Genomic DNA, 21928 nt, shown 5'->3' with positions numbered 1-21928 from the left:
CCTGGATGTCTGGCGCCGTACGCAGGCTGTTGTTGCTGGTCGCATGTGCGGCCGCGTCGTTCACCGCGCTCGCCGCTGAAGTTGGTGGTGGCGCCGGGCCGCTGCAGGCGCCCTACGACGGCAACCATTGGGCCGTGCTGGCGCGGGCCACTATCCAGGCGCGCTACCTGCCGACGGGGTTGAGCGATGACGCCGCGATCCGGCGCGCGGTGGCCGACGGTACCCTGCGCGAAGCGGTATACCCCAGCCTGCAGTTGGCCGACGATGTCGCCTACATCACGATCAACGCGTTGGCCGCCAGCACGCTGGACCGGCGCAAGGACGTGCTGTGGCTGTGCCGGCAGGCCGATGGATTCCGCCTGCTGCTCGACGACCGCGCGGACTGCAACGGCGACGATGCGCACAGCCTGCGTTTTGAACAGGCCGCCGCGGGCGGGTTGGTATGCCGGGACTGCGCCGCGCTGGGGCTGCCCACGCGCTGGGAGCGCCATGATCGGCCCGCGCGATGCCCCCTGCCCGCATGGGACCGGGCAGGGGCGCAGCTTGCGTTCGAGGGCTGGCGGGCGCGGTTCGAGCAGGACATGCAACCCTACCTGCGCGATGCCACCGAGGCCCTCTGGCAGGAGCGCGCGCAGGCGGGTCGGGCGGTCGACGCCACGGTGGTGCCGGGATCGCGCGCCAGTGACGCGCTGGTGGCGATGAGCACCTCCCCCGACCGGTTTGTCGACGCGGCGGACATGCCCGGCGCGCTGCGGCGCAGCGCATTGCTGCCGCGCCTGCTGGCCTTGCTGCGCACCGCCACGGTCAGTGGGCGCGGCGGCATCTATCCCGAGCCGGTGCCCGAGTTCGAGGCGACGTGCGCGCAGGTCTGGTACCTGCAGCTGCCGGGCGGTAGCAGCGGCGGATCGGTACCGGCCCAGGACACCTTCGAGCGCGGCGGTGCGCCGTTCATCACCATCCAGCAGGACGGCGGACAGGTGCGGCTGGCCGGCCTCTCGCGTGAACTGGTGGAAGTACTGCTGGCGCCGGCGCCGGCCGATTGAGCCGGCGGGGCATGGGTACAATGGCCGGGTTTTTCCGACCTGCAGCAGCCCCATGCACCTGATCGATATCGGCGCCAACCTCACCCACGATTCCTTCGACCGCGACCGCGACGCCGTGCTGGCGCGCGCCCGCCAGGCCGGGGTGGTGCAGATGGTGATCACCGGCGCCAGCCGCGAACACTCGCCGCTGGCGCTGGAGCTGGCGCGCCAGCACCCCGGTTTCCTGTATGCCACCGCCGGCGTGCACCCGCACCACGCGGTGGAATACACCGACGAATGCGATGCGGACATGCGTGCGCTGCATGCGCACGCCGAAGTGGTGGCGGTAGGCGAATGCGGGCTGGATTACTTCCGCGATTTCGCCCCGCGCCCGGCCCAGCACCGCGCGTTCGAGCGCCAGCTGCAGCTTGCCAGCGACGTACGCGGCGCCGATGGCGCGCGCAAGCCGCTGTTCCTGCACCAGCGCGATGCGCATGCCGATTTCATGGCGCAGATGAAGAACTTCGACGGCCAGCTCGGCGCGGCGGTGGTGCACTGCTTCACCGGCGAACGCCAGGAACTGTTCGACTACCTGGACCAGGACTGGTACATCGGCATCACCGGCTGGCTGTGCGACGAACGCCGCGGCGGCCACCTGCGCGAGCTGGTCAAGCACATCCCGGCCAACCGGTTGATGATCGAGACCGACGCGCCCTACCTGCTGCCGCGCTCGCTCAAGCCGCTGCCCAAGGACCGCCGCAACGAACCGATGTTCCTGTCGCACATCGTCGAAGAGCTGGCCCGCGATCGTGGTGAGGACGTGCAGGCTACCGCCGCCAACGCGACGGCGGCTACGCGCGCGTTCTTCCGGCTGCCGCAGACGCCCTGACCGGTAGGTACCGACCGTTGGTCGGTACGCGGTTCGGTACGCGGCACCCATGACCACCGTCGGAATGCGATCCCACGACCAACGGTCGTGGGCTACCGTCCGTCTCCATGGGCCCACGCATCGGCCAGCCCTTCGCGGTAGGTCGGGAACCGCGGCTGCCACTGCAATGCCTCGCGCGTGCCGCGGCTGTCGATGCGCTTGTTGCTGCTGTAGAAGCGTCGCAGCGATGCAGGCACGGCCGGGTCATCCCAGGCCTGCGCAACGGGCAACGGCAGCCCGCTCAGCGCCGCCGCATGCGCCAGCACGTGCTGCGGCGGGGCCGGCTCATCATCGGCCGGCAGGTACAGTCCATCGCCCGGCGGGCGCTGCATCGCCGCCAGCACCGCCGTCGCCAGGTCCTGCACGTGCAACCGGTTGAACACCAGGCCCGGCCGTACCACGTGGCGCGCCTTGCCCTGGGCCAGCTGCACCAGCGCGTTGCGGCCACGCCCGTACAGGCCGGGCAGGCGGAACACTGCCGAGGCGCAGCCGCGTGACCGCGCGAATGCGCGCCATTGCTGTTCGGCCAGCAGGCGCCTGCGTGCGGTGTCGTCGCCGGCATCGGCCACCGACCGCCCATCGATCCACCCGCCATCGCGGTCGGCGTACACGACCGTTGAGGACAGATAGCCGACCCAACGCAACGACGTTGCCTGCTGCAGCGCGTCGTCGAGCAGGTGCAGCGCCGGGTCGCCGTCGGCATCGGGCGGGACACTGCAGAGGATCGCATCGCAGGCCCGGACCGCCTCGCGCAGCGCCACATCGACGGGTTGGCCTGGGGCCAGGCGATGGCGTTGCAATCCGTTGTCGGCAGCGGCCGACGTATCACGCACCGTCCCGCTGCAGTCGATGCCGCGGGCCTGCAGCAGGGTGGCCAGATGCCGCCCGCTGTAGCCCAGGCCCAGCACCAGCACGCGCGCCGGTGCAGCGCCGGCCATGCTCAGGCGCCGCGCTGGCGCTGGTAGGCCTGCAGGTGGCTGTAGGCCACCATCAGCAGCGGCGCGGCCTGGTCGGCGGCGCGGGCACGCACCAGCATGTCGCCGACGATCTGCTCGGCCTCCACCTGCTGGCCGGCCTCCAGGTCGCGCAACATCGACGCCTTCAACGCCGAGCCGGCCTGGGTGGTCGCGGCCAGTGCGGCCTGGCGTGCCTTGTCCGGAATCGGCTCGCCGGCCGCTTCGGCTACCGCCACGGACTCCTCGTACAGGCCGCGCACGATCGCTGCACCGTCATCGGTGGCCACGATCGTGCCGACATCGGCGCGCATCAGGCAGGTCGCTGCCGCCAGCGTGGTCAGGAAGGTGTACTTGATCCACTGCTCCTGGCCGATCGCATCGGTGGCGACGTGGTCCACACCGGCCTGCACGCAGGCCGCGGCCAACGCCAGCACGCGCGCGCTGCTGCCGATGCCATCGCGCTCGCCGAAGGTCAGCTTGGCGGCCGGTGCCAGGTGCACCACCGCGCCGTCGGCGGCCTTGGTCGCGCTGATGAAGCACAGCCCGCCCAGTACCGCGTCGCGGCCGAAGCGTGCGTCGAGATCGGCGTAATGACGCAGCCCGTTGAGGATGGGCAGCACCGTGGTACGCGGGCCCATCGCCGGGGCGATCGCCTCGATCGAGCTGCCCAGGTCGTAGGCCTTGCAGCTCAGCATCACCAGGTCGAACGGCTGCGTCGCCGCCAGCGCCGGCAGCGCCTCGGCGGTGACGTGCTGCACCGGGAAGGACGCATCGCCCAGCGGGCTGCGGATCACCAGCCCCTCGCTGGCCAGCTGCGCCGCGCGCGCCGGGCGCACCAGGAAGGTCACGTCCACCCCGGCCTGGGCCAGGCGGCCGCCGAAGTAGCCGCCGGTGCCGCCGGCGCCAAGGACCAGGATGCGCATCAGCTGCGCATCCCAACGCCACGCTTGAGCAGCCACAGCGCCAGCGCGGTCAGCGCCAGCACGAAGCCGATCATCAGTGCATAGGCCACCCACAGCGGCACGTCGCTGGTGCCCAGCAGGCCGTAGCGGAACGCGTTGACCATGTAGAAGATCGGGTTGGCGTGGGTGGCGGCTTCGGCCCAGGCCGGCAGCAGCTTGACCGAATAGAACACGCCGCCCAGGTAGGTCAGCGGGGTCAGGATGAAGGTCGGCACGATCGCCACGTCATCGAACTTCTTGGCGTATACCGCGTTGATGAAACCGGCCAGCGAGAAGATCGTGGCGCCCAGCAGCACGGTGGTCAGCGTCACCAGCGGGTGCGGGATGCGCACCGGGGTGAAGAACATGGCGATGATCAGCACGATCACGCCGACCATCAGGCCGCGCAGTACCGCACCGGAGACATAGCCCCACAGGATCACCCAGTTCGGCATCGGGCTGACCAGCAGCTCTTCCACGTGGCGGCCGAACTTGGCGCCGAAGAACGAAGAGCTGATGTTGCCGTAACTGTTCTGGATCACGCTCATCATCACCAGGCCCGGCACGATGAACTGCATGTAGCTGTAGCCGCCCATCTCGCCCACGCGCGAGCCGATCAGGCCGCCGAAGATCAGGAAGTACAGGGTCATGGTGATCGCCGGCGGCACCAGGGTCTGGCCCCAGATGCGCAGGATGCGCGCCACTTCGCGGCGCACGATGGTCATCAGGGCGATGCGGTTGCGCTGGCCGTCGGTCAGGACCGGGGTGGGGGTGGTGCTCATGCCGCGTTCTCCTGGTTGCCGGTGAGGCGCACGAACAGCTCCTCCAGGCGGTTGCTCTTGGTGCGCATCGAACGCACCCGGATGCCGGCGGCGTTGAGGGCTTCAAACACGCGGTTGAGGTCCATCGCGCGCGGCATGTCCACGTCCAGCGTGTGGCCGTCGGTGGCGATCAGCGTGGCGCCTTCGATTTCCGGCAGCTGGGCCGGCAGGGTGCCGTCGATGTCGAACAGGAAGCCCTCCACGTCCAGCTTGGCCAGCAGCTCGCGCATCGGGCCCTGGGTGACGATCTGGCCGTGGTTGATGATGGCCAGGTTGCGGCACAGGTGCTCAGCTTCTTCCAGGTAGTGGGTGGTCAGGATGATGGTGGTGCCGGCCGCGTTGATCTCCTTGAGCACCCGCCACATGTCGCGGCGGATCTCGATGTCCACCCCGGCGGTGGGCTCGTCCAGGATCAGCAGGCGCGGGCGGGTCATCATCGCCCGGGCGATCATCAGCCGGCGCTTCATGCCGCCGGACAGGGTGCGGCTCATTACCTGCGCCTTCTCCCACAGGTGGGCGCGCTTGAGCTCCTCCTCGGCCATCTGCTCGGCCTCGGCGCGGGCCACGCCGTAGAACCCGGCGTAGTTGACCAGGATGTCGAAGGGCTTTTCGAACAGGTTGAAGTTGATTTCCTGCGGCACCAGGCCGATCAGGCGCATGGTGGCGCTGCGGTTGCGCATCAGGTCGCTGCCGAACACCTCCACCTGGCCTTGGCTGAGGTTCACCAGTGAACTGATGATGCCGATCAGGGTGGATTTGCCGGCGCCGTTGGGGCCGAGCAGGGCGAAGAAGTCGCCCGGGGCCACATCCAGCGAGACGCCCTTCAGGGCCTGGGTGCCGTTGTCGTAGGTCTTGCGGAGGTCGTGCACCCGCAGGGCGGGGACCGAAGCGGGCGCGGGAGTGTTCTGGGAAGCCAAGCTCTTGCCTTCGCGCCCATGGGCTGGCGCTGGATAGGGGCGGGGAGGGGCTATTATAGAAGACCCCGAGGGCTTGCCCCGGCTACACACTGTCCCGAAAAGTCGTGCCTGTTCAATTCCCCCTCAAATTGGTCGACCGGCGCATGCTGGCCCCCACCGTCGGCCACTACCAGTTCCTGCGCGATGACGGCCAGCCGCTGAATTTCCAGCCCGGCCAGTTCATCCAGGTCCATTTCGCCTACGCCGACGGCACCGCCACCAAGCGCAGCTACTCGCTGGCCACCATTCATGATCACGCCCTGGCCCCGGGCGAGGCGGTCGATATCGCGGTCAGCTTCGTCCCCGGCGGCGCCGCCACGGCCCTGTTCGAGGGCCTGGACATCGGCGGCCACGTCACCGCCAGCGGCCCGTTCGGCCGCTTCTGCCTGATGCCCGGCGACCACAACGCCCGCTACCTGCTGATCGCCACCGGGACCGGGGTCACCCCGTATCGCTCGATGCTGCCGCTGCTGGCCGCGGCCATCGCCGGGCGCGGGGTCGAGGTGGTGCTGCTGCAGGGCGCGCGCACCCCGGCCGAGCTGCTCTACAGCGACGATTTCCGCGCCTTCGCCGACGCCCACCCGGCCTTCCGCTACGTGCCATGCCTGTCGCGCGCGTTGCCCGACAACCCGCATCCGGACGTGCGCCACGGCTATGTGCAGCAGCACCTGGCCGAATTCGCGCCGAACCCGGCCACCGACATCGCCTATCTGTGCGGCAACCCGGACATGGTCGATGCCACCTTCGAGGCCCTGAAGGCCGCCGGCCTGCCCACCCCGCAGGTGCGCCGCGAGAAGTACGTCAGCAGCAAGTAAGGCCCTGCCTGGCCGGCGTGCGGGAGAAGGGCCAGCCCCCTCCCGCAGCGTTACCTCAGTACGGAATCCACGCATCCCGCCAGGCCGAGCCGGTGCCCGGCCGGTAGGCATCGGCGTTGATGTTGCACCAGCCGCCTTCCGGATAGGGACGGCAGGCATAGCGTTTGCCGTCGCTGGCCTTGACCACGGTCTGGCCGGGCACGTAGCTGCCGATCCCGGCCGGGTACAGGTAGTCGTAGTCGCCGCCCGGGTCGGGCAGGCGGATGTCGATCTGGTGGGTCAGCCCGCGCTGCAGGTACACCCGGTTGGCCGTGGCCGAGGCGACCGGGGTGATCACCCCGTTGGTGAGCACGCCGATCCGCGCCTGGCGGGCGCTGCCATTGACCTTGCGGGCCAGCGCCAGCGGCCATTGCGCAGCGGCGGTCTGCCCGGCGGCCAGGGTGGCGGTGATGCGTTCGGCATCGCTGCCGTTGGCGTTGAACACCCGCAGTTCGACCTGGCTGCCCACCGGCAGGGCGCCGCGTGCGGTCAGGGCGCCGGCGTCCAGCCACTGTGGCGGGGTGCCGCCGCCTTCAAAGCGCACGTCCATGCAGGTGTAGAACGCCTCGGCCGAATCCGACCGCTGCCAGGTGTTGTAGATCACGTGCGGGCCGTTGCGCCTGGGCAGCGGGCAATCCAGCTTGTAGGTGCCGTCGGCCGACAACGGCGTGTTGCCCAGCGTGCAGAACGCCTCCAGGTCGCCCCAGCGCAGCGTGCTGCCCGGCTGCCAGCCGTCGCGGGTGACGTAGAACTTCCACTCGCGGGTGGCATGCGGCGCCGGCGCCTTGAACTCGAACAGGTAGCGGCCGTTGGCGTCGGCCTGGATCGGCGTGGCCTGCCAGTCGGTACGCGGCAGATCCAGGCCGCGGAAGGTGGGGTGGTTGCCGCTGCACAGCGTGCCATCGGGCACCACCGCCTGGTGGTTGCCGGCCGCGTTGGCCTGGTTGATGCCCATCCAGTCGTAGAACGCCTGCGGGCCGGTCACTGCCTTGGCCGCCGCGCAGGCGGCATTGGTCGGGTTTTCCGGGTTGCCCTGGAAGCAGGTGTAGACCCGGCTCATCGGCTTGAGCATGGTGCCGTGCGCGTGGACGGTGCCGGACAGGGACAGGCCACCGAGGGCCAGGGACAGGGCCAGGGCTGCGTGGGGTAAACGAGGAGACATGGAGAAATCCAACAGGAAGGGAAGAGTGCCGCCCCGGGCGGGCGGTGCGCCGTGGCGGCACCCCGCCCGACGCCGCGCGGTGACCGCAGCGGCGCCGGGAGTGTCGCTGCGCGGCGGCCTGTCGAAGGGTAGGAAATCGTGCCATTGCAGCGTTCTGGGCACTGCGTCCCGTTCCCGCTGTGCTGTTCTTCGCGCAGCGGTGCGGTTGGGTTGGGAACGGCCCATGCGCATGGCGTCATTGGCGTCATCGATGCGCCGATGGCCGCGGCGTCCGTGCCGGAGCCGACGGTGATCCTGCCGCGCGGGAACTGCCCGCGCGTGCCGGGCCGGGTGGGCAGTACCGGCCCGCCCGGTGTCCGTGTAAGTTGGGTCACATTCGCCGCACGGCATCGTCGTGATGGCACGCACTTCAATGAGGGGAAGCACCGAAGATGTCCACATACCACCTGAGGTTGGCTGCGGTGCTGGCCGCCGCCCTGGCCGCCGGCTGCAGCGCGCCATCGGCCGGGCCGGTGCCGGCCGCCGACGCCGCCGGCCGCAGCTACGGCACGTTGCTGTTCAAACCCTGCACGCTGACCAGCACCCGCGCCAGCGACAACGTCGAGGCGCAGTGCGCCACCCTGCAGGTCGCCGAAAACCCGGCCGCGCCGCAGGGCCGCAGGATCAGCTTGAACATCGCCTGGCTGGAGGCCGGCAATGCCGGCAAGGGCAAGGACGACCCGGTGTTCTTCCTGGCCGGCGGGCCCGGCCAGGCCGCCACCGAAGTGGCCGCGGTGATCAACCAGTCGCTGCGCGAAGTGCGCAAGCAGCGCGACATCATCCTGGTCGACCAGCGCGGCACGGGCAAATCCAACCCGCTCACCTGCCTGGGCGCCGACGGCAAGGAACTGGCGCTCGATGAAACCGCCACGCCATCGGCCGCGCTGATCCGCGATTTCGCCGCGCGCTGCGCCGCCTCGCTGGCCGACCGCGCCGATACCCGCTTCTACACCACCACCCAGGCCATCGCCGATATCGACGCGGTGCGCGCCGCACTGGGCGTGGACAAAATCAACCTGATCGGCGGCTCCTACGGCACCCGCGTTGCCCAGCACTACGCCGCGCGTTACCCGCAGCACACCCGCAGCGTGGTGATCGACGGGGTGGCGCCGAACGATGTAGTGGTCGGCGGCGATTTCGCCGACACCTTCGAAGCGGCGATCGACCTGCAGGCCACGCAGTGCCGCCAGGACCCGGCCTGCGCCAAGCGCTTCCCGGTGGATACGCGCACCCAGCTGCGCAACGTCATGACCACCCTGGCCAAGGCCCCGGTCGAGGTCGAGTACCGCGACCCGGGTACCGCCGAAACCCGGCGCGACACGCTCACCGCCGATTCGGTGACCGGCCTGGCCTTCATGTTCTCGTACATGCCCGAGCTGTCCTCGCTGCTGCCGGTGGTGCTCGATGAAGCGGCCCAGGGGCGTTACGCACCGCTGATGTCGTTGAGCAGGATGGCCGGCCGTTCGCTGGGCGTGCAGATGAACCGCGGCATGCAGTGGTCGGTGATCTGCGCCGAAGACGCCGACCGCTACCGCGAGCCGGCGGCCAGCGACCGCCTGCTGGGGCCGGAGGTGGCGCGCATGTTCTTCGCCGCGTGCCCGGCCTGGAACGTGGGCAGCCGCCCCAAGGACTTCACCGCGCCGTTCAGTTCGACCCTGCCGGTATTGCTGTTGTCCGGCGAATTCGACCCGGTCACTCCGCCGCGCTATGCCGAGCAGGTCCTCAAGACCCTGCCCAACGGCCGCCACCTGCTGGCCAAGGGCCAGGGCCACGGCACCTTGGGCGCCGGCTGCATGCCGCGCCTGCTCGGCCAGTTCCTCGACAGCACCGATGCCAAGGCGCTCGACGCCCGCTGCCTGGATACCCTCAGCCCGGTGCCGGCCTTCACCTCGTTCAACGGATGGGAACCATGATCGTCGCCGAGAACCTGCACAAGGCATTCAAGACCAAGACCGGCCTGATCAAGGCGGTGGAGAACGTCGGCTTCCACGCCGAAGACGGCCGCATCACCGGCCTGCTCGGCCCCAATGGCGCCGGCAAGACCACCACCATGCGCATGCTGTACACGCTGATGACCCCCGACCAGGGCCGGGTGCTGGTGGATGGCGTGGACGCGGCGGTCGACGCGGTCGCGGTACGCCGCAACCTGGGCGTGCTGCCCGACGCGCGCGGGGTCTACAAGCGACTGACCGCGCGCGAGAACATCGCCTATTTCGGCCAGTTGCACGGCATGAGCGCCGCGCGCATCCGCGAGCGCACCCAGGTGCTGTCCAGGGCGCTGGACATGGAAGACATCCTGGACCGCCAGACCGACGGTTTTTCGCAGGGCCAGCGTACCAAGACCGCCATCGCCCGCGCGCTGGTGCACGACCCGCGCAATGTGATCCTGGACGAGCCCACCAACGGCCTGGACGTGATGACCACCCGCGCGCTGCGCGGCTTCCTGCACGCGCTGCGCGACGAGGGCCGTTGCGTGATTTTCTCCAGCCACATCATGCAGGAGGTGGCCGCGTTGTGTGACCACATCGTGATCATCGCCAAGGGCACGGTGATGGCCGCCGGCAGTGCCGATGCACTGCGCAGCCAGACCGGGGAAAGCAACCTGGAAGATGCCTTCGTCAAGGCGATCGGTACCGAAGAAGGACTGCACGCATGAGTTCGTTTGCCACCCTGTTGACCGTGATGCGCAAGGAACTGCGCGATCTCGGCCGCGACCGCCGTACCCTGGCGCTGACCCTGCTGCTGGGGCCGCTGCTGTACCCGGTGTTGATCCTGGGCATGGGCATGCTGGCCGAAAGCCGGGTCAAGACCCAGATCGACAAACCGCTGGAGATCGCCACCATCGGTGCGCAGCACGCGCCCAACCTGGTGCGCTTCCTGGCCGCGCAGGGGCTCAACGTGGTGGAGGCACCGGCCGACCTGACCGCGGCCATCCGCAGCCAGCAGGTCGATGTGGCCCTGCGCATCAGCCCGGAGTTCGGCAAGGACTGGGTGGAAGGGCGCCCGGCGCTGGTGGAGATCATCCAGGACAGCACCCGGCGCGCGGCCGATATTCCCACCGCACGCCTGCAGCGCGCCCTGGGTGGCTACAACCAGCAGGTGGGCGCGCTGCGCCTGCTCGCCCGCGGCGTGGATGCCCAGGTCGCCCGACCGCTGGACCTGGCCACCCAGGACCTGGCCACCGCCGAGGCCAAGCGCGGGGTGATGCTGTCGGTACTGCTGCCGGTACTGCTGACCATCACCTCTTTCCTTGGCGGCGCCTACCTGGTGATGGACACCACCGCCGGCGAACGCGAACGGCAATCGCTGGAACCGCTGCTGGCCACCCCGGCTCCGCGCAGCGCCATCGTCAGCGGCAAGATCGCCGCGGCCTGCACGGTCGGCCTGGCCTCGTTGCTGCTCACTCTGTTGGCGTTCAAGCTCAGCGCGCAGCTGTCCAGCAGCGATGCCGCGCGCCAGCTCAACATGGGCTTCCTGCCGATGCTGCAGATGCTGCTGATCATGCTGCCGATGCTGTTCATCGGCACCTCGCTGCTGACCTTCCTGTCGGCGGCGGCCAAGAGCATGAAGGAAGCGCAGAGCCACATGACCTGGCTGATGCTGCTGCCGATGCTGCCCGGCTACGCGCTGATGGTGTACCCGCTGAAGAGCGAGCTGTGGCAGTTCTCGGTGCCGTTCCTGGCGCAGAACCAGATGCTGCTGAAGATCATCCGCCACGAAACCATCAGCGCGCAGATGTGGGGCGTCTACCTCACCGCCGGCTTCGGCCTGGCGGCGGTGTTGTGGTACGCCGCGGTGCGCCGTTACCACCAGGAGCGGTTGGCCATTTCCGGCTGACCGTTGCCGGTGCGTTGCGGTGCGGCGGGTACGGCCTGACATCGCGATATCCGGTAGGTCCGACCCGTGGTCGGACCTACCCGCAGCTTCAACAGAAAGGCCCGGATCGCTCCGGGCCTTTTGCATTCTGTGATCAACCAGACGTTGAATCCCATTGGTGAAAGGGGTCGGTTTTTCGCCGGGGCAGGTCACCTGACATTCGACCCACACATCCGGCATCGCGTTGATGAAGGGTCCGGTGATGTGCGTCAAAGGATACATCTTCCCGGAAGGCGCAGAGGGACGGGAGCGACGCGCGGCTCAACGGACGGAGCCCCTCCCGCCAGTGGACCATCGGCCGTGAGTGCGATATTTACCTGTGATTTAAATCACTTTTTCCACGAAGGAACCCTGAGACACTTGACGCTTAATACCAAGGGCTATGCAATCACCCTGGGCATGCGTAGTGGCGGCCAGCTGAGACAATTTTGGATGCTGGACGTTGCCCAGCAAATGGGGAAAGCTGGACATGGCCGGCATCACCAACGGAGTAATCGCCGCGCTGATCGGCGCAGCTGGCGACTCTCTGCTTGCGCTCAATATGGCACGCATGGCGTTCTGGTCACTGCGTGACCGCCCATCAGAACAAGGCCGCGCAGAAGTGACCCGAAACACGAGGCCGTTGCAGCAATCATTCACGCGGTTGGCGAGACCTGCATGGAGCGGCATGCCGACAAGGACGTCGCTGTGGCCCTGTGTATCGACGTTACCGAGGTGGAGGCGCACATTCGTGGCGTGCGTGCATGACAGGCTGGGGACGATTGCATGGATGCGCGACGGCCAGTAGCGGAAATCTGGATCAATCCCTCGACGACGGATGAGTTATGGCGATGAAAAGAAGCGGTGTATATGGTGTGGCAGTGTTGGCAATGATGGTGGCCGGGCCGGGCCTGGCCCAGGAGGTGTCCACCGCTTGCTGTCCTAGCGACCCTACCTGGAGTCCCAAAGCAGCGTCTGGTCTCGGGGACTCGTCCCCCTTGGCGAGCAATGTCAGCCAGTCTTCGCGATGGGGCGTGTACAAGTTCGAGCGCGGTGGTTTCACCTACCTGCAGGTCAATGACCGCAGTGGCAAGGTACGCGCCATCATTGGTAGTGAAGGCACCCTGTTCTGGGCGTTGCCCGCCGGCGGCGCCGCCGACCGGGTGTCGCTGCCAGGGGAAGCGCTGCCGATTCCGGCAGGGGCGAAGCGCGCCGAGCTGTACAACAACGGCCGTATGGTGCTGGTCGCCTACGAGAGCGCAGGCGGCATACTCTGGTCGGTGGAGGCGCCCGACGGAACCCGGTGACCCACCGGTTCGCCGGTGACGTGTTCACTGAGCAGGATGCGGATTCGATTGCGGCGGCACCGGACGGTGCCGTCGAAGAGCAGTGCGCGCCCCATAAGCAGATCCATGGCATGCACCGTTGTTGCGGGGGCAAGTACCTTGAGCCTGTCGAGCAGCGCAATATTGATGGCGATTCCGCGGTACGTACCCTGTCGCCAGCAGCGGGCGCGCACATCGATGGTTCCGGTTTCGTGCTCCATAAGCACTTGGACTGCATCGCAGATGCTGCGATACGCGGTGACCTGCAACTCAATGCTGAGGTGGGCCGGATTGCCATGCAGGCGCGGACGCGTGAGCCGACCAGTCTGTTCCAGTGAAGCAAAGAATCCGCTGGAATGCAGCGCAACATACAGGCCGTAGTGCCCGATGCCGGAGGGGTAGGTCAGCAGCAGTTGCTCGCGAAACAACTGCAGTTGCGGGATGCTGGTGTCCTGTAGCGCCATCGCCTCTCCGGGCAGGCCACTATTGCGAATCTTCCTGATGGCGTTGCGCAGGGCGCTGTCGAGATCATTGGCGATGATCTCCATCCGAATGACCCTATCGAACAACGCGCGCTCGCCCGCAGTCAGGTTGATGCGCGCCGCGGCGATGGCATGCCGGCCGGCCACGTCGCGGTGTTTGAATTTGCGGTAATAGTGGGAGATTGACGAGCCAAAAATCAGCAGCCCCGTGCCTGCCACCGCGAGGATTTCCTGGGCGATGAAGGCATTGCCATCGAAAGAGCCCGCTTCGCCGGTGCTTCGTATCGTCAGCCCGGCGATCAGGTTCAGCGATACAACGCCAATCGCAGCGCCTCGCCAACCGTGCCGATAGGTCAATGCAATTGCCGGCACAATCATGAGGATGCGTAGCGAAGCCTGGATCAATTCCTGCGCCGTTAACCCCTGCGCTGGCTGAGTCGGATCCATGGGAGGGATCGGGATCAGCATGGCGATCACGCCCAGCATGACCATCACCGCAATCGACGCCAGAGCAACCAGCGGAATGCGCCTGATCGAGGGGCTGACAAATGGGTTTTGTTTCCACAACACGACCAGCGGTGCAAAGATCAGGATCGCGAGGTACTGGCCGATGACATGCTTGAGGGCGCCGTTCCAGGAGACAATATCCTGCGTGATCGGACTGAGGAGCCAGGCAGCGCCTAGATTCACCACCGTGACGGTGACAGCGGACAACGCCGCAACGGACAAGATCCAGTTCTGGCTGCCCGAAGCGATCAACCGTTGGTGCCGGTGCACGATGAAGGCAACCGCCGGCATCAGTGCGGCCGACGCGACGATTGTATAGGTCCAGCCATAGTGCGCGGCGTGCGGGAAGCGTGCATAGGCGAAGATCGCATACTCGCCCAGGACCAGATAGGGCCAATAGCGCGGCGCGAACAGCAACAGGGCTGCGACGCGAAGGCCTGCCGGCAGAAACCACTGGTCGACGGACAGGTTCCGCAGGATCGGGTAGAGCAGCGTATACGCCGCAGCCAGCAACAGGCCACCGGGAAGAATGCGGATGCTGGGTATGCGGAGTTCCTTTTCCAACCAACCGAGCCGAGTTGCCATCAGCCTCCTTCGGATCCATGTCTTTCGATGCAGTGGGCCGTCAGCCCGTACAGATCAACAGCTTGGCGTTGCATGCGGCGCTCTGCAAAAGAGCAGGTGATACCCGATGCGATAGCGGCGTTGATCATGATGGCATTGAGAGCCGGGGCGATTGCATAGGCCCGCAGCTGAGCATTCAGTGTCTCAGGGTTCCGCCGTGAAAAAAGTGATTTAAATCACATGCTATCGGCTGATCTGCCGACGGCTCCGTAGACAGGTGTCTTGGCCCGCTTCTGCGGCGGTGCATGCGGGGCTGTGCGTGTGGCTGTGCCCAGCGCCGCTCTGGCCGAGGGCTGGTGTCATCGAATTGCCGCATATCCTGGTCAACGACCGGGTCGCTTCGCTGAAGGAGCGCTGCCCCATCCGATGTGCGTGCGCTCCATGCTCGCGAGGGCGTGCCGCGGCGCCGCATTGCGCTGTTTCGCTGCGCATGAAAAATGCAGAAGCCATAGGCGAGTCGGTGCTCCAACGCCTCAGGTCGCGTAGCATCCGGTCCACTAACCTGGAATCGCTTTGATGGAGGGCACCGTGGCGTTCGTCAATGAATACATCTCGCCAGAGGATGCAAAGAAATATCACTTGGCCGATATAGATGCGAAATTCAGTTGGGGAAATGAATCTCGCGATTGGACTATCGATCGCGAACGCGAAATCTATCTGCGCAACCTTTCGTGGGGGCGGGAAGAGGAGACTCTGCACGAGAGTCTCTGGACGTTCTATTGGAAAGGAACACCGATGACGTTGCGGCTCGACCTGCTGCATGCAACCGGAAAGCGAGGAGGGGAAGCATGGTCACATTGGAGGCTGGTACGCCTCAATGGTACCAATGGCTTGCCATCAGCATTGAAGGGACATAAGCAGACGATTCTGGATGATCTGATGTATGCGCTGCTGGCTCACAAGGATGGTGGAGTGTTCTCGAAAAGTACTGACTTCACCGTAACGTTGGACCTGGCCGGGGAGTGCATCCTATGAGACGGAAGACGTAGCCAAGGAACTGTAAACATCCATTCAAATCGTGTGCATCAACAACAGCCAGGCAGCGAACGAGGGCAACCGGCACGCCGCCGCATTGAGCCGTTTCGCTGCGTTGAAGGTGGAAAATTCAGACGCCGGTCGATGTTCCAGTACGGCGGGTCGCGTAACATCCGGGCCATATCCTCGGCATCACCTTGATGGAGTACCCCGTGACGTTCGTAAATGAATACATCACACCCGAAGATGCAGAAAAATATCGCCTGGCCGAGATAGACGCGAAGTTCGTCGGTGGCAACAAATCCCGGGACTGGACGATCGACCGTGAGCGCGATATCTATCTGCGCAACGTGTCCATGGGGCGCGACGAAGATACCCAGCATGAGGGCCTTTGGACTTTTTACTGGAAAGGAACACCGTTGACGTTGCGGCTCGACCTGCTGCATGCAACCGGAAAGCGAGGAGGGGCAGCATGGTCACATTGGAGGCTGGTACGCCTCAATGGTACCAATGGCTTGCCATCAGCATTGAAGGGACATAAGCAGGCGATTCTGGATGATCTGAGGTCCGCGCTGCTGGCTCACAAGGATGGTGGAGTGTTCTCGAAAAGTACTGACTTCACCGTAACGCTGGACCTGGCCGAGGAGTGCATCCTATGAGCGCGCCGCTGACGGCTGCCCAGGCGATTGAACTACTCCGCAAACACCCTGCTGCCTACAACACCCGTGAGAAATTGGGGGCTCTGGTGGAGCAGGTGAATGCCGACAGTCCGGGGCGTGTCACGGTGCTCTACAGCGGCAGGTTGGGAGGTGGACTCTCGACGGAAGACGTGGCCAAGGAGCTGAAAGCATCGGTCCAGGATGTGCGTATCATCAATAACAGTCAGGCGGCGGAGCTTCTGACTTCAAGAGAGTTCCAGAATGCGGCCTCAGGACTGGATGGAGTGCTTCCGTCAGAGTTCAAAGATGCTGGCTACAGCAGCCCCACCACCAAATGGCTCTATCACCCCACCGACGGCCCATGGGCACAAGCGTCGGCCCGCTTCGCCGACGGCGCGCGAGGGGATGTGCGGGTCGTAGTCCCCAACGCCGCCCCGGACCGGGTGTTCGGTGCCACCGAACTGCCGCGCATCCTGGCCAATGAGCAGGTCACTTCGGTGGAGGGGCTGCCCCGCCCGATGCTGGCCCAGTTGCACGTCCGCGAGGGCCAGCAGGCTGTCTTTGAGATGGTGGCTGCCCAATCGCATGCCAACCTGGGCAACCTGCGCGCCGGGGTGAACTACAGCGGCGCCCTGCTGCGCGACGAACAGGATCGCCTGCACCTGGACAGCCGCACCTACTTCCGGGACGGGCCGGTGCAGGGGCATGTGCCGCCCGTCGCCAGCACTTCGCGCGAGCTGGGCGAACTGGCGGGCCCACCGACGGTGCATGCGCAGGCTGGCCAGGCGCGCCTGCAGGCATGGCAGCTGGAGGTCATGCCCGACGCCGGTCTGCACTCGACCCCGGCGACCACCCGGCTGGCCCGCTCGCTGGGGCATGGCGCCGGCGTGGTCACCACCGGCATTGAGGCCGCAGATACCGCGCATGATTACGCGCGCCTGCGCAGCCAGGGCAACCTGACCGGTGCGCAGGCCGTGGTGGGCCGGTCTGCCAGCCGGGGTGCCGGAGCATGGCTGGGCTTCGAGGCGGGCCTGGCGGTGGGCAGCCCGCTGGGACCCGGCGCGGTGGCGATCGGCGCGGTTGGTGCGGTGGTTGGCGGAGTGGCCGGCGACAAGCTGGCCGACGTGGTCGACCACCATCGCATCTATACCCAGCGCGGCAGCGACGGCAATACCTGGCAGGCCGACCCGACCAAGCCCGCAGAGGGCTGGACGCGCACGCTGCCGCCGCTGCCGGCCGCCCCACAGGGGCAGCGGCTGAGCGCCAGCCCGGAACTGGCCGACGAACTCAACTTCAAGGCCGTGACCAAGGCCACCGAACTGGCCCTGTCGATGGCGAGCGCACGCGCGCCGTTCCAGCTGCCGGCCAGTGGCGAGGATGCCGCCAGCGCCTATGGCGGCGACTGGTCGCGCAACCCGGCCAGCGGCAGCTGGCAGCGGCAGATCAATCATGACAGGCCGGGCATGGGGTTCACCCAGACCGCCTCGCCCGAGCGTGCGGTCCGGTTGGACGCCCAGGCGGACCAGGTCATCGCCGACAATGCCGCGCGCAGCCCGGCCGCCATCGCCGCCACGTTCAAGGCCGTATACGTGCAGAACGATTGGCAGCGGCACAGCCAGGGCAAGCTGCCCGACGCGATCGAGGACACGCTGGCGCACCCGGAACGGGTGGCAGGGTCCGATGGCCGACACTATGCGCGTGATGCCGGTGGCCAGTGGACGCACGATGGCCTGCTGTGGGACAGCCACGCCGATGGCAACCTGCGCGTCGAACTGGACCGGGCCCTGGAGGCGCAGCGCCGGCAGGTGCAGGCACTGCTGCCACCGGGCCTGGCGGAAAACCCCGGCCTGCCCATCACCACGCTGGAGGCGGTGCGGGTAACGCCATCGGTGGAACAGCAGGCCGAGATACCCGCCGCGGTGGTATCTCCACCACCCAGGTCGCCCGAACCGCAGGCAGCACCGCTTCCGCAGCGATTGTCCGATGCACGGCACCCGGGCCATGGTGAGTTCCAGCACGTCTTGCAGGAGCTGCGCTACGCCGAGGCAAATCGCGGCATTCCGCATGGCCGGCACAGCGAGCAGGTGGCCGCCGCGCTGCTGGTGGAGGGCGAGCGCCAAGGCACGCGTATCGATACGGTGCGCATTGCCGCCGATGGCCGGATCGAAGGCATCCACCAGCGCAATGCCTTTGCCGAGCCGACCCTCGTCCGCGTCGACCCGACCGAGGCGTTGTCGGTATCGATGGAAGCGCATGCGGTTCAATGGGCACAGGCGCGGTCGCCGCACCTGGTCAGCAACGCGCCTGTGGCCGAGCGCACGCCGGCGCAGCAGCAGGGGCTGGCCGCGTTGTCCCCGGCCGACCAGGCCATGTTCGCCCGCATCCGCCAGGACGTGCCCGCGCACATCGGCGACGATCACGTGATGCGTGCCGTGCACGATGCCAAGCAGGCCGATATTCCCACCCGCGATCAGATCGACCGGGTCATCATGGCCGGGGACCGGATCTGGGTCGCAGGCACCACCGAAGGTTTCCGCTCGATGACCGAGGTCTCGCAGGCCGCGCCGCCGCTGCAGGAGAGCGTGCAGCAGGTGCAGGCGCTCAACCAGGAGCGCGAACAGCAGTTGGCGATGGACCAGCAGCGCCACCAGAACGGACCCAGCGGACCGAGCATGGGCTGACGCCCGATTGCGCCGGGCCTTCCGCAACGCACCCATCACCCTGCGCGGCGTGCGTACCTGGCCGGGGTGATCCCCAGCTCACGCTTGAACACCGCGATGAACGCACTGACCGTGTCGTAGCCCATTCCCAGCGCGGTAGCGGTGACCGACTCGCCGGCCAGCAGGTGTGGCAGCGCATGTAGCACCCGCAACCGCTGCCGCCACTGCGCCAGCCCCATGCCGGTTTCCGATTGCCAGCGTCGCGCCAGTGTGCGGCTGGAGACCCCGACCAGCGCAGCCCATGCCTCGACCTCACGCACGTCATGCGGCTGCTGCGCCAACGCACGCGCCACCCGCCGCAGGCGACGGTCCTGCGGCTGCGGCAGTGCCAGCGGCAACGGCGCGCTGGCTGCGATCTCATCCACGATCACCTCGGCCAGGCGTTGCTGCGCACCGTCCAGCGGTGCAGGCACCCAGGTCAGCGCACGGGTGACTGCCGCCTGCAGCAGGGGCCCGGGCAGCAGGATGCGGGGGTGGCTGGGCAACGAGGCACTGGTCGCCGCGCTGAAGTACAGGCTCCAGCCATCGAACACCTGTTGGGCCAACAGGGCATGCGGCAGCTGCGGCGGGATCCAGGCCAGGTGGCCGGCCGGCAGCAGCCATTGGGTGCTGCCGGCTTCGATCTGCAGCAGGCCGTGGCGGGCGCCGATCAACTGGCCGCGCGCATGCTGGTGGCGCGGCGTACGGCGTGGACCGGCGCCCCGGCCGGTGCTGGCGGCGAACAGCAGCGGGCCGTGACCGGCGTCGGCCAGCGCAGGGTCGAGCAAGGCGGTATATGTCTGATTTGCCATGGTGATTGGCAGTTATACGACAGATCGGATGAGGCCGTGCTCCGATACTGGTGCTCCCCGAACAACCGGAGTTGCCGATGCGCCCCGAAGACCTGCTGCCCGATGACCAGGATCATGTGCAACGCGATGGCATCACCGTGCGCAAAGGCAGCGTAGGGGCGTTCCTCGCCAATGCGCGGCTCCTGCAGGACCCTGCCGCCAGCCACACCGACCGGGCCAGTGCCGAGCGCGACCTGCGCGCGTTGCTGCCCGGGCTGCATGCGCTGGGCTTGTTCGACGTTCTGGTGCCGCGCGACCCGGCGCTGCGGCAGCTGGTTGAACGTAGCCGCTGAAAAAGAAAAGGCCCGGATCGCTCCGGGCCTTTTGCGTTCAAACGACGCCGACCGCGATCAACCGCCCGGCGCGAAGGCCAGGGTGCGGCGGGTGGTGACCGGGGCGCCGACCGGTTCGAACTTCCAGCGCTTGACCGCGTTGAGGGCCTCGCGGTCGAACACGCGCGACGGGTTGGCGCGCAGTACGCGGGCATTGGTGACCGAACCGTCGGTGCCGACGGTGATCTCCACCAGCACTTCGCCGGAGGTGCCTGCGCGCAGTGCCTCGGCCGGGTAGCGCGGGGCCGGGGTGCTGACCGGGCGCAGACTGGGCGCGGCGGCGGCGGCCGGTGCCTGGCGTGCTGCTGCGGCCTGCTGGGCGGCCGCGGCCTGCTGGCGCTGCTCGGCTTCACGGCGGGCGGCAGCCTGGCGTTCGCCGTCCTGGCGTTCGCTGTCGCGGCGCGCCGCTTCCTGCTGTGCGGCGATCTGGCGGGCCGCGTCGGCTTCGCCGGCCTGCTGCTGGCGCTGCTGGTCGGCCAACTGCTTGGCGCGGGCCTCGGCGTCCTTCTTGACCTTGTCGGTCTCTTCCTGGGTGCGCTTGAGCGCGTTCTGCATGCTGCCGTTGATGCCCTGCTTCAAGCGCGGCAGGGCCGGGGCGGTGGCATCGACCTTCTCGATCAGGGCCACCAGGCGCTGCGCTTCGGCGAAGTCCTCGCGGGCCAGGCTCTGCTCGGCGGCGATCAGGGTGTAGGGCAGCAGGTCGGTCAGCGCGCTCTTGACCGAAGCATCGTCGGGGGTCTTGTCGCGCAGGGCCAGGTAGTACTCGATGGCGTTGTCGCCGACGGGTGCATACATGCGGTTTTCGCGCAGGGCCTGGCTGACCAGCTCGCGCAGCTGGTCGGTGCCCATCGACTGCACCTTGGCCGACACCGCCGGCGCGGCCGGTGCAGCGGGCGTGGCAGCAGCAGGGGCTGCCGGTGTGGCCGGTGCGGGTTCGTCCTTGCCCGAGCAGGCGGCCAGGGCCACCAGCAGGGCCAGCGGCGCAAGCAGCCGCGCCTTGGCGATCGTGTTGACATGCGACATCCAACTTCCCCTTGAAGACGACGATATGTAAGGCCCGATGCGGTCAGGCCGGCCAAAGGCCATGAGCGTTTCCCAGCGTCCACGGCGGTGCTGCAGAGGTGCAATCTAGCATCCACCGGCCCGGCCGGGGCAGGGCGGTGGAGCAGGCCGGCATCGTCACCGATGCCGGCGCTGCCGGGCAAGCCTTAGTGCGACAGGGCCTTGCTGGGCGTGCCGTTCATCAGCTTGTCGGTGTAGGCGATGCCGATCGCCGACAGGATGAAGGCGGCATGGATGATGGTCTGCCACATCACCCCGGTGGAGGTCATCGCGACGCACTTGAAGGCCACCGTGGCGTTCGGGCCGTGCGCGGCGACGGCGGCCGACACGGCCTGCAGGTAGGCATCGCTGTCACACGAGGGCAGCCCGTCCAGGTTGCCGGTGGCGATGAAGGTCTTCAGCAGGTGGATCGAGGAGATGCCGATGATCGACAGCGCCAACTTGACCTTGAGCACGCTGGCATTGACGTGGCTGAGCCATTCGGGCTGGTCCGGGTGGTTTTCCAGGCGCAGGCGCGACACGAAGGTCTCATAGCCACCCACGATCACCATCACCAGCAGGTTGGAGATCATCACCACGTCGATCAGGCCCAGCACCAGCAGCATGATCTGCTGCTCACCCATGCTGTTGGCTTCGTGCAGCAGGTGCCACAACTCCTTGCCGAACAGGAAGACGTAGACGCACTGCGCCAGGATCAGGCCCAGGTACAGCGGCAGCTGCAGCCAGCGCGAGGCGAAGATCAGGGAGGACAGGGGGCTGACGGGCTTGTGGGCGGTGGCCATGCTGGGATGCTGCGTTGCGGGGACGACGCAGGTTACCGGGTCCGGCTTGACCCTGCCAACCCAACTCTCGCACTACACTCGGCGCTTCCCCGTACA

General features: G+C 67.3%; 20 protein-coding genes. 11 read left to right on the top strand and 9 right to left on the bottom strand.

The window, feature by feature from the left end; translation table 11 throughout:
• Positions 1-5: 5 nt before the first annotated feature.
• On the top strand, positions 6-1043 hold the full coding sequence (locus tag AC3ITM_RS18415; protein WP_489267113.1) for a hypothetical protein: 1038 nt from the start codon (positions 6-8) through the stop codon (positions 1041-1043).
• Positions 1044-1095: 52 nt separating this feature from the next.
• Complete coding sequence (locus tag AC3ITM_RS18410) at positions 1096-1911, top strand: TatD family hydrolase (protein ID WP_489267111.1); 816 nt, start codon at positions 1096-1098, stop codon at positions 1909-1911.
• Between the two features lie 92 nt (positions 1912-2003).
• Here AC3ITM_RS18410 and AC3ITM_RS18405 read toward each other — a convergent pair whose 3' ends face one another.
• The 4 genes from AC3ITM_RS18405 to AC3ITM_RS18390 are packed head-to-tail and all read right to left on the bottom strand — an operon-like array spanning position 2004 to position 5585.
• Positions 2004-2888: a Rossmann-fold NAD(P)-binding domain-containing protein gene (locus AC3ITM_RS18405; RefSeq protein ID WP_489267109.1), complete on the bottom strand. Its 885-nt coding sequence runs from the start codon at positions 2886-2888 to the stop codon at positions 2004-2006.
• Between the two features lie 2 nt (positions 2889-2890).
• Positions 2891-3829 (bottom strand): 2-dehydropantoate 2-reductase, encoded by a 939-nt coding sequence (gene panE / locus AC3ITM_RS18400; protein WP_489267108.1) that lies wholly within the window; start codon positions 3827-3829, stop codon positions 2891-2893.
• A complete protein-coding gene (locus AC3ITM_RS18395; protein ID WP_228886119.1) occupies positions 3829-4629 on the bottom strand; it encodes an ABC transporter permease in 801 nt (266 codons plus the stop codon). Before AC3ITM_RS18395 ends, panE begins: the two co-directional genes overlap by 1 nt.
• Complete coding sequence (locus tag AC3ITM_RS18390; RefSeq protein ID WP_489267106.1) at positions 4626-5585, bottom strand: ABC transporter ATP-binding protein; 960 nt, start codon at positions 5583-5585, stop codon at positions 4626-4628. The genes AC3ITM_RS18395 and AC3ITM_RS18390 overlap by 4 nt, the downstream gene beginning before the upstream one ends.
• Positions 5586-5689: 104 nt before the next feature.
• Here AC3ITM_RS18390 and AC3ITM_RS18385 point away from each other — a divergent pair, with 104 nt between their 5' ends.
• Positions 5690-6439, top strand: a complete 750-nt coding sequence (locus AC3ITM_RS18385) for a ferredoxin--NADP reductase (RefSeq protein ID WP_489267105.1) — start codon at positions 5690-5692, stop codon at positions 6437-6439.
• A gap of 55 nt (positions 6440-6494) precedes the next feature.
• Here the strand turns inward: AC3ITM_RS18385 and AC3ITM_RS18380 are convergent, their stop codons facing one another.
• On the bottom strand, positions 6495-7640 hold the full coding sequence (locus AC3ITM_RS18380) for a lytic polysaccharide monooxygenase (protein WP_489267104.1): 1146 nt from the start codon (positions 7638-7640) through the stop codon (positions 6495-6497).
• A 431-nt stretch (positions 7641-8071) separates the two neighbouring features.
• Here AC3ITM_RS18380 and AC3ITM_RS18375 point away from each other — a divergent pair, with 431 nt between their 5' ends.
• The 4 genes from AC3ITM_RS18375 to AC3ITM_RS18360 all read left to right on the top strand — a co-directional run bounded on the left by AC3ITM_RS18375 (position 8072) and on the right by AC3ITM_RS18360 (position 12841).
• Positions 8072-9592: an alpha/beta hydrolase gene (locus AC3ITM_RS18375; RefSeq protein ID WP_489267102.1), complete on the top strand. Its 1521-nt coding sequence runs from the start codon at positions 8072-8074 to the stop codon at positions 9590-9592.
• Positions 9589-10335, top strand: a complete 747-nt coding sequence (locus tag AC3ITM_RS18370) for an ABC transporter ATP-binding protein (protein WP_489267100.1) — start codon at positions 9589-9591, stop codon at positions 10333-10335. Before AC3ITM_RS18375 ends, AC3ITM_RS18370 begins: the two co-directional genes overlap by 4 nt.
• Positions 10332-11516, top strand: coding sequence for an ABC transporter permease (locus AC3ITM_RS18365; protein ID WP_489267099.1), 1185 nt, complete (start codon positions 10332-10334; stop codon positions 11514-11516). The genes AC3ITM_RS18370 and AC3ITM_RS18365 overlap by 4 nt, the downstream gene beginning before the upstream one ends.
• Positions 11517-12568: 1052 nt before the next feature.
• On the top strand, positions 12569-12841 hold the full coding sequence (locus AC3ITM_RS18360; RefSeq protein WP_489267097.1) for a hypothetical protein: 273 nt from the start codon (positions 12569-12571) through the stop codon (positions 12839-12841).
• Here the strand turns inward: AC3ITM_RS18360 and AC3ITM_RS18355 are convergent.
• Positions 12784-14433: an MASE1 domain-containing protein gene (locus AC3ITM_RS18355; protein WP_489267095.1), complete on the bottom strand. Its 1650-nt coding sequence runs from the start codon at positions 14431-14433 to the stop codon at positions 12784-12786. The two genes, AC3ITM_RS18360 and AC3ITM_RS18355, sit on opposite strands and share 58 nt — an antisense overlap.
• 555 nt (positions 14434-14988) lie before the next feature.
• Here AC3ITM_RS18355 and AC3ITM_RS18350 point away from each other — a divergent pair.
• The 3 genes from AC3ITM_RS18350 to AC3ITM_RS18340 all read left to right on the top strand — a co-directional run bounded on the left by AC3ITM_RS18350 (position 14989) and on the right by AC3ITM_RS18340 (position 18787).
• Positions 14989-15447, top strand: a complete 459-nt coding sequence (locus AC3ITM_RS18350) for a hypothetical protein (protein ID WP_489267093.1) — start codon at positions 14989-14991, stop codon at positions 15445-15447.
• A gap of 212 nt (positions 15448-15659) precedes the next feature.
• Complete coding sequence (locus AC3ITM_RS18345; protein ID WP_489267091.1) at positions 15660-16106, top strand: hypothetical protein; 447 nt, start codon at positions 15660-15662, stop codon at positions 16104-16106.
• A complete protein-coding gene (locus AC3ITM_RS18340; RefSeq protein WP_489267089.1) occupies positions 16103-18787 on the top strand; it encodes an XVIPCD domain-containing protein in 2685 nt (894 codons plus the stop codon). The genes AC3ITM_RS18345 and AC3ITM_RS18340 overlap by 4 nt, the downstream gene beginning before the upstream one ends.
• 35 nt (positions 18788-18822) lie before the next feature.
• On the opposite strand, the gene AC3ITM_RS18335 is transcribed toward AC3ITM_RS18340, so the two are convergent.
• Positions 18823-19617: an AraC family transcriptional regulator gene (locus AC3ITM_RS18335; protein ID WP_489267087.1), complete on the bottom strand. Its 795-nt coding sequence runs from the start codon at positions 19615-19617 to the stop codon at positions 18823-18825.
• Between the two features lie 77 nt (positions 19618-19694).
• Here AC3ITM_RS18335 and AC3ITM_RS18330 point away from each other — a divergent pair, with 77 nt between their 5' ends.
• Entirely contained in the window at positions 19695-19949 is a 255-nt protein-coding gene (locus tag AC3ITM_RS18330; RefSeq protein ID WP_489267086.1) for a hypothetical protein, read from the top strand.
• A 57-nt stretch (positions 19950-20006) separates the two neighbouring features.
• Here AC3ITM_RS18330 and AC3ITM_RS18325 read toward each other — a convergent pair whose 3' ends face one another.
• Together AC3ITM_RS18325 and AC3ITM_RS18320 are read right to left on the bottom strand one after the other, a co-directional pair.
• Positions 20007-21011, bottom strand: coding sequence for an energy transducer TonB (locus tag AC3ITM_RS18325; protein ID WP_489267085.1), 1005 nt, complete (start codon positions 21009-21011; stop codon positions 20007-20009).
• 185 nt (positions 21012-21196) lie between these two features.
• Positions 21197-21832: a TIGR00645 family protein gene (locus tag AC3ITM_RS18320; protein ID WP_489267083.1), complete on the bottom strand. Its 636-nt coding sequence runs from the start codon at positions 21830-21832 to the stop codon at positions 21197-21199.
• Positions 21833-21928: the final 96 nt, after the last annotated feature.

It is taken from the genome of Stenotrophomonas sp. KH_029, from assembly GCF_057839765.1.
The sequence above is the reverse complement of the archived record's forward strand: the minus strand, read 5'-3'. Positions and strand labels throughout refer to the sequence as shown.

Excerpts from the sequence above, each read along its gene's own strand:
- AC3ITM_RS18415 (WP_489267113.1), top strand. The coding sequence starts at position 6 with ATGTCTGGCGCCGTACGCAGGCTGTTGTTGCTGGTCGCATGTGCGGCC.
- AC3ITM_RS18410 (WP_489267111.1), top strand. The coding sequence starts at position 1,096 with ATGCACCTGATCGATATCGGCGCCAACCTCACCCACGATTCCTTCGAC.
- AC3ITM_RS18405 (WP_489267109.1), bottom strand. The coding sequence starts at position 2,888 with ATGGCCGGCGCTGCACCGGCGCGCGTGCTGGTGCTGGGCCTGGGCTAC.
- panE (WP_489267108.1), bottom strand. The coding sequence starts at position 3,829 with ATGCGCATCCTGGTCCTTGGCGCCGGCGGCACCGGCGGCTACTTCGGC.
- AC3ITM_RS18395 (WP_228886119.1), bottom strand. The coding sequence starts at position 4,629 with ATGAGCACCACCCCCACCCCGGTCCTGACCGACGGCCAGCGCAACCGC.
- AC3ITM_RS18380 (WP_489267104.1), bottom strand. The coding sequence starts at position 7,640 with ATGTCTCCTCGTTTACCCCACGCAGCCCTGGCCCTGTCCCTGGCCCTC.
- AC3ITM_RS18375 (WP_489267102.1), top strand. The coding sequence starts at position 8,072 with ATGTCCACATACCACCTGAGGTTGGCTGCGGTGCTGGCCGCCGCCCTG.
- AC3ITM_RS18370 (WP_489267100.1), top strand. The coding sequence starts at position 9,589 with ATGATCGTCGCCGAGAACCTGCACAAGGCATTCAAGACCAAGACCGGC.
- AC3ITM_RS18365 (WP_489267099.1), top strand. The coding sequence starts at position 10,332 with ATGAGTTCGTTTGCCACCCTGTTGACCGTGATGCGCAAGGAACTGCGC.
- AC3ITM_RS18355 (WP_489267095.1), bottom strand. The coding sequence starts at position 14,433 with ATGGCAACTCGGCTCGGTTGGTTGGAAAAGGAACTCCGCATACCCAGC.
- AC3ITM_RS18350 (WP_489267093.1), top strand. The coding sequence starts at position 14,989 with ATGGAGGGCACCGTGGCGTTCGTCAATGAATACATCTCGCCAGAGGAT.
- AC3ITM_RS18340 (WP_489267089.1), top strand. The coding sequence starts at position 16,103 with ATGAGCGCGCCGCTGACGGCTGCCCAGGCGATTGAACTACTCCGCAAA.
- AC3ITM_RS18335 (WP_489267087.1), bottom strand. The coding sequence starts at position 19,617 with ATGGCAAATCAGACATATACCGCCTTGCTCGACCCTGCGCTGGCCGAC.
- AC3ITM_RS18330 (WP_489267086.1), top strand. The coding sequence starts at position 19,695 with ATGCGCCCCGAAGACCTGCTGCCCGATGACCAGGATCATGTGCAACGC.
- AC3ITM_RS18325 (WP_489267085.1), bottom strand. The coding sequence starts at position 21,011 with ATGTCGCATGTCAACACGATCGCCAAGGCGCGGCTGCTTGCGCCGCTG.
- AC3ITM_RS18320 (WP_489267083.1), bottom strand. The coding sequence starts at position 21,832 with ATGGCCACCGCCCACAAGCCCGTCAGCCCCCTGTCCTCCCTGATCTTC.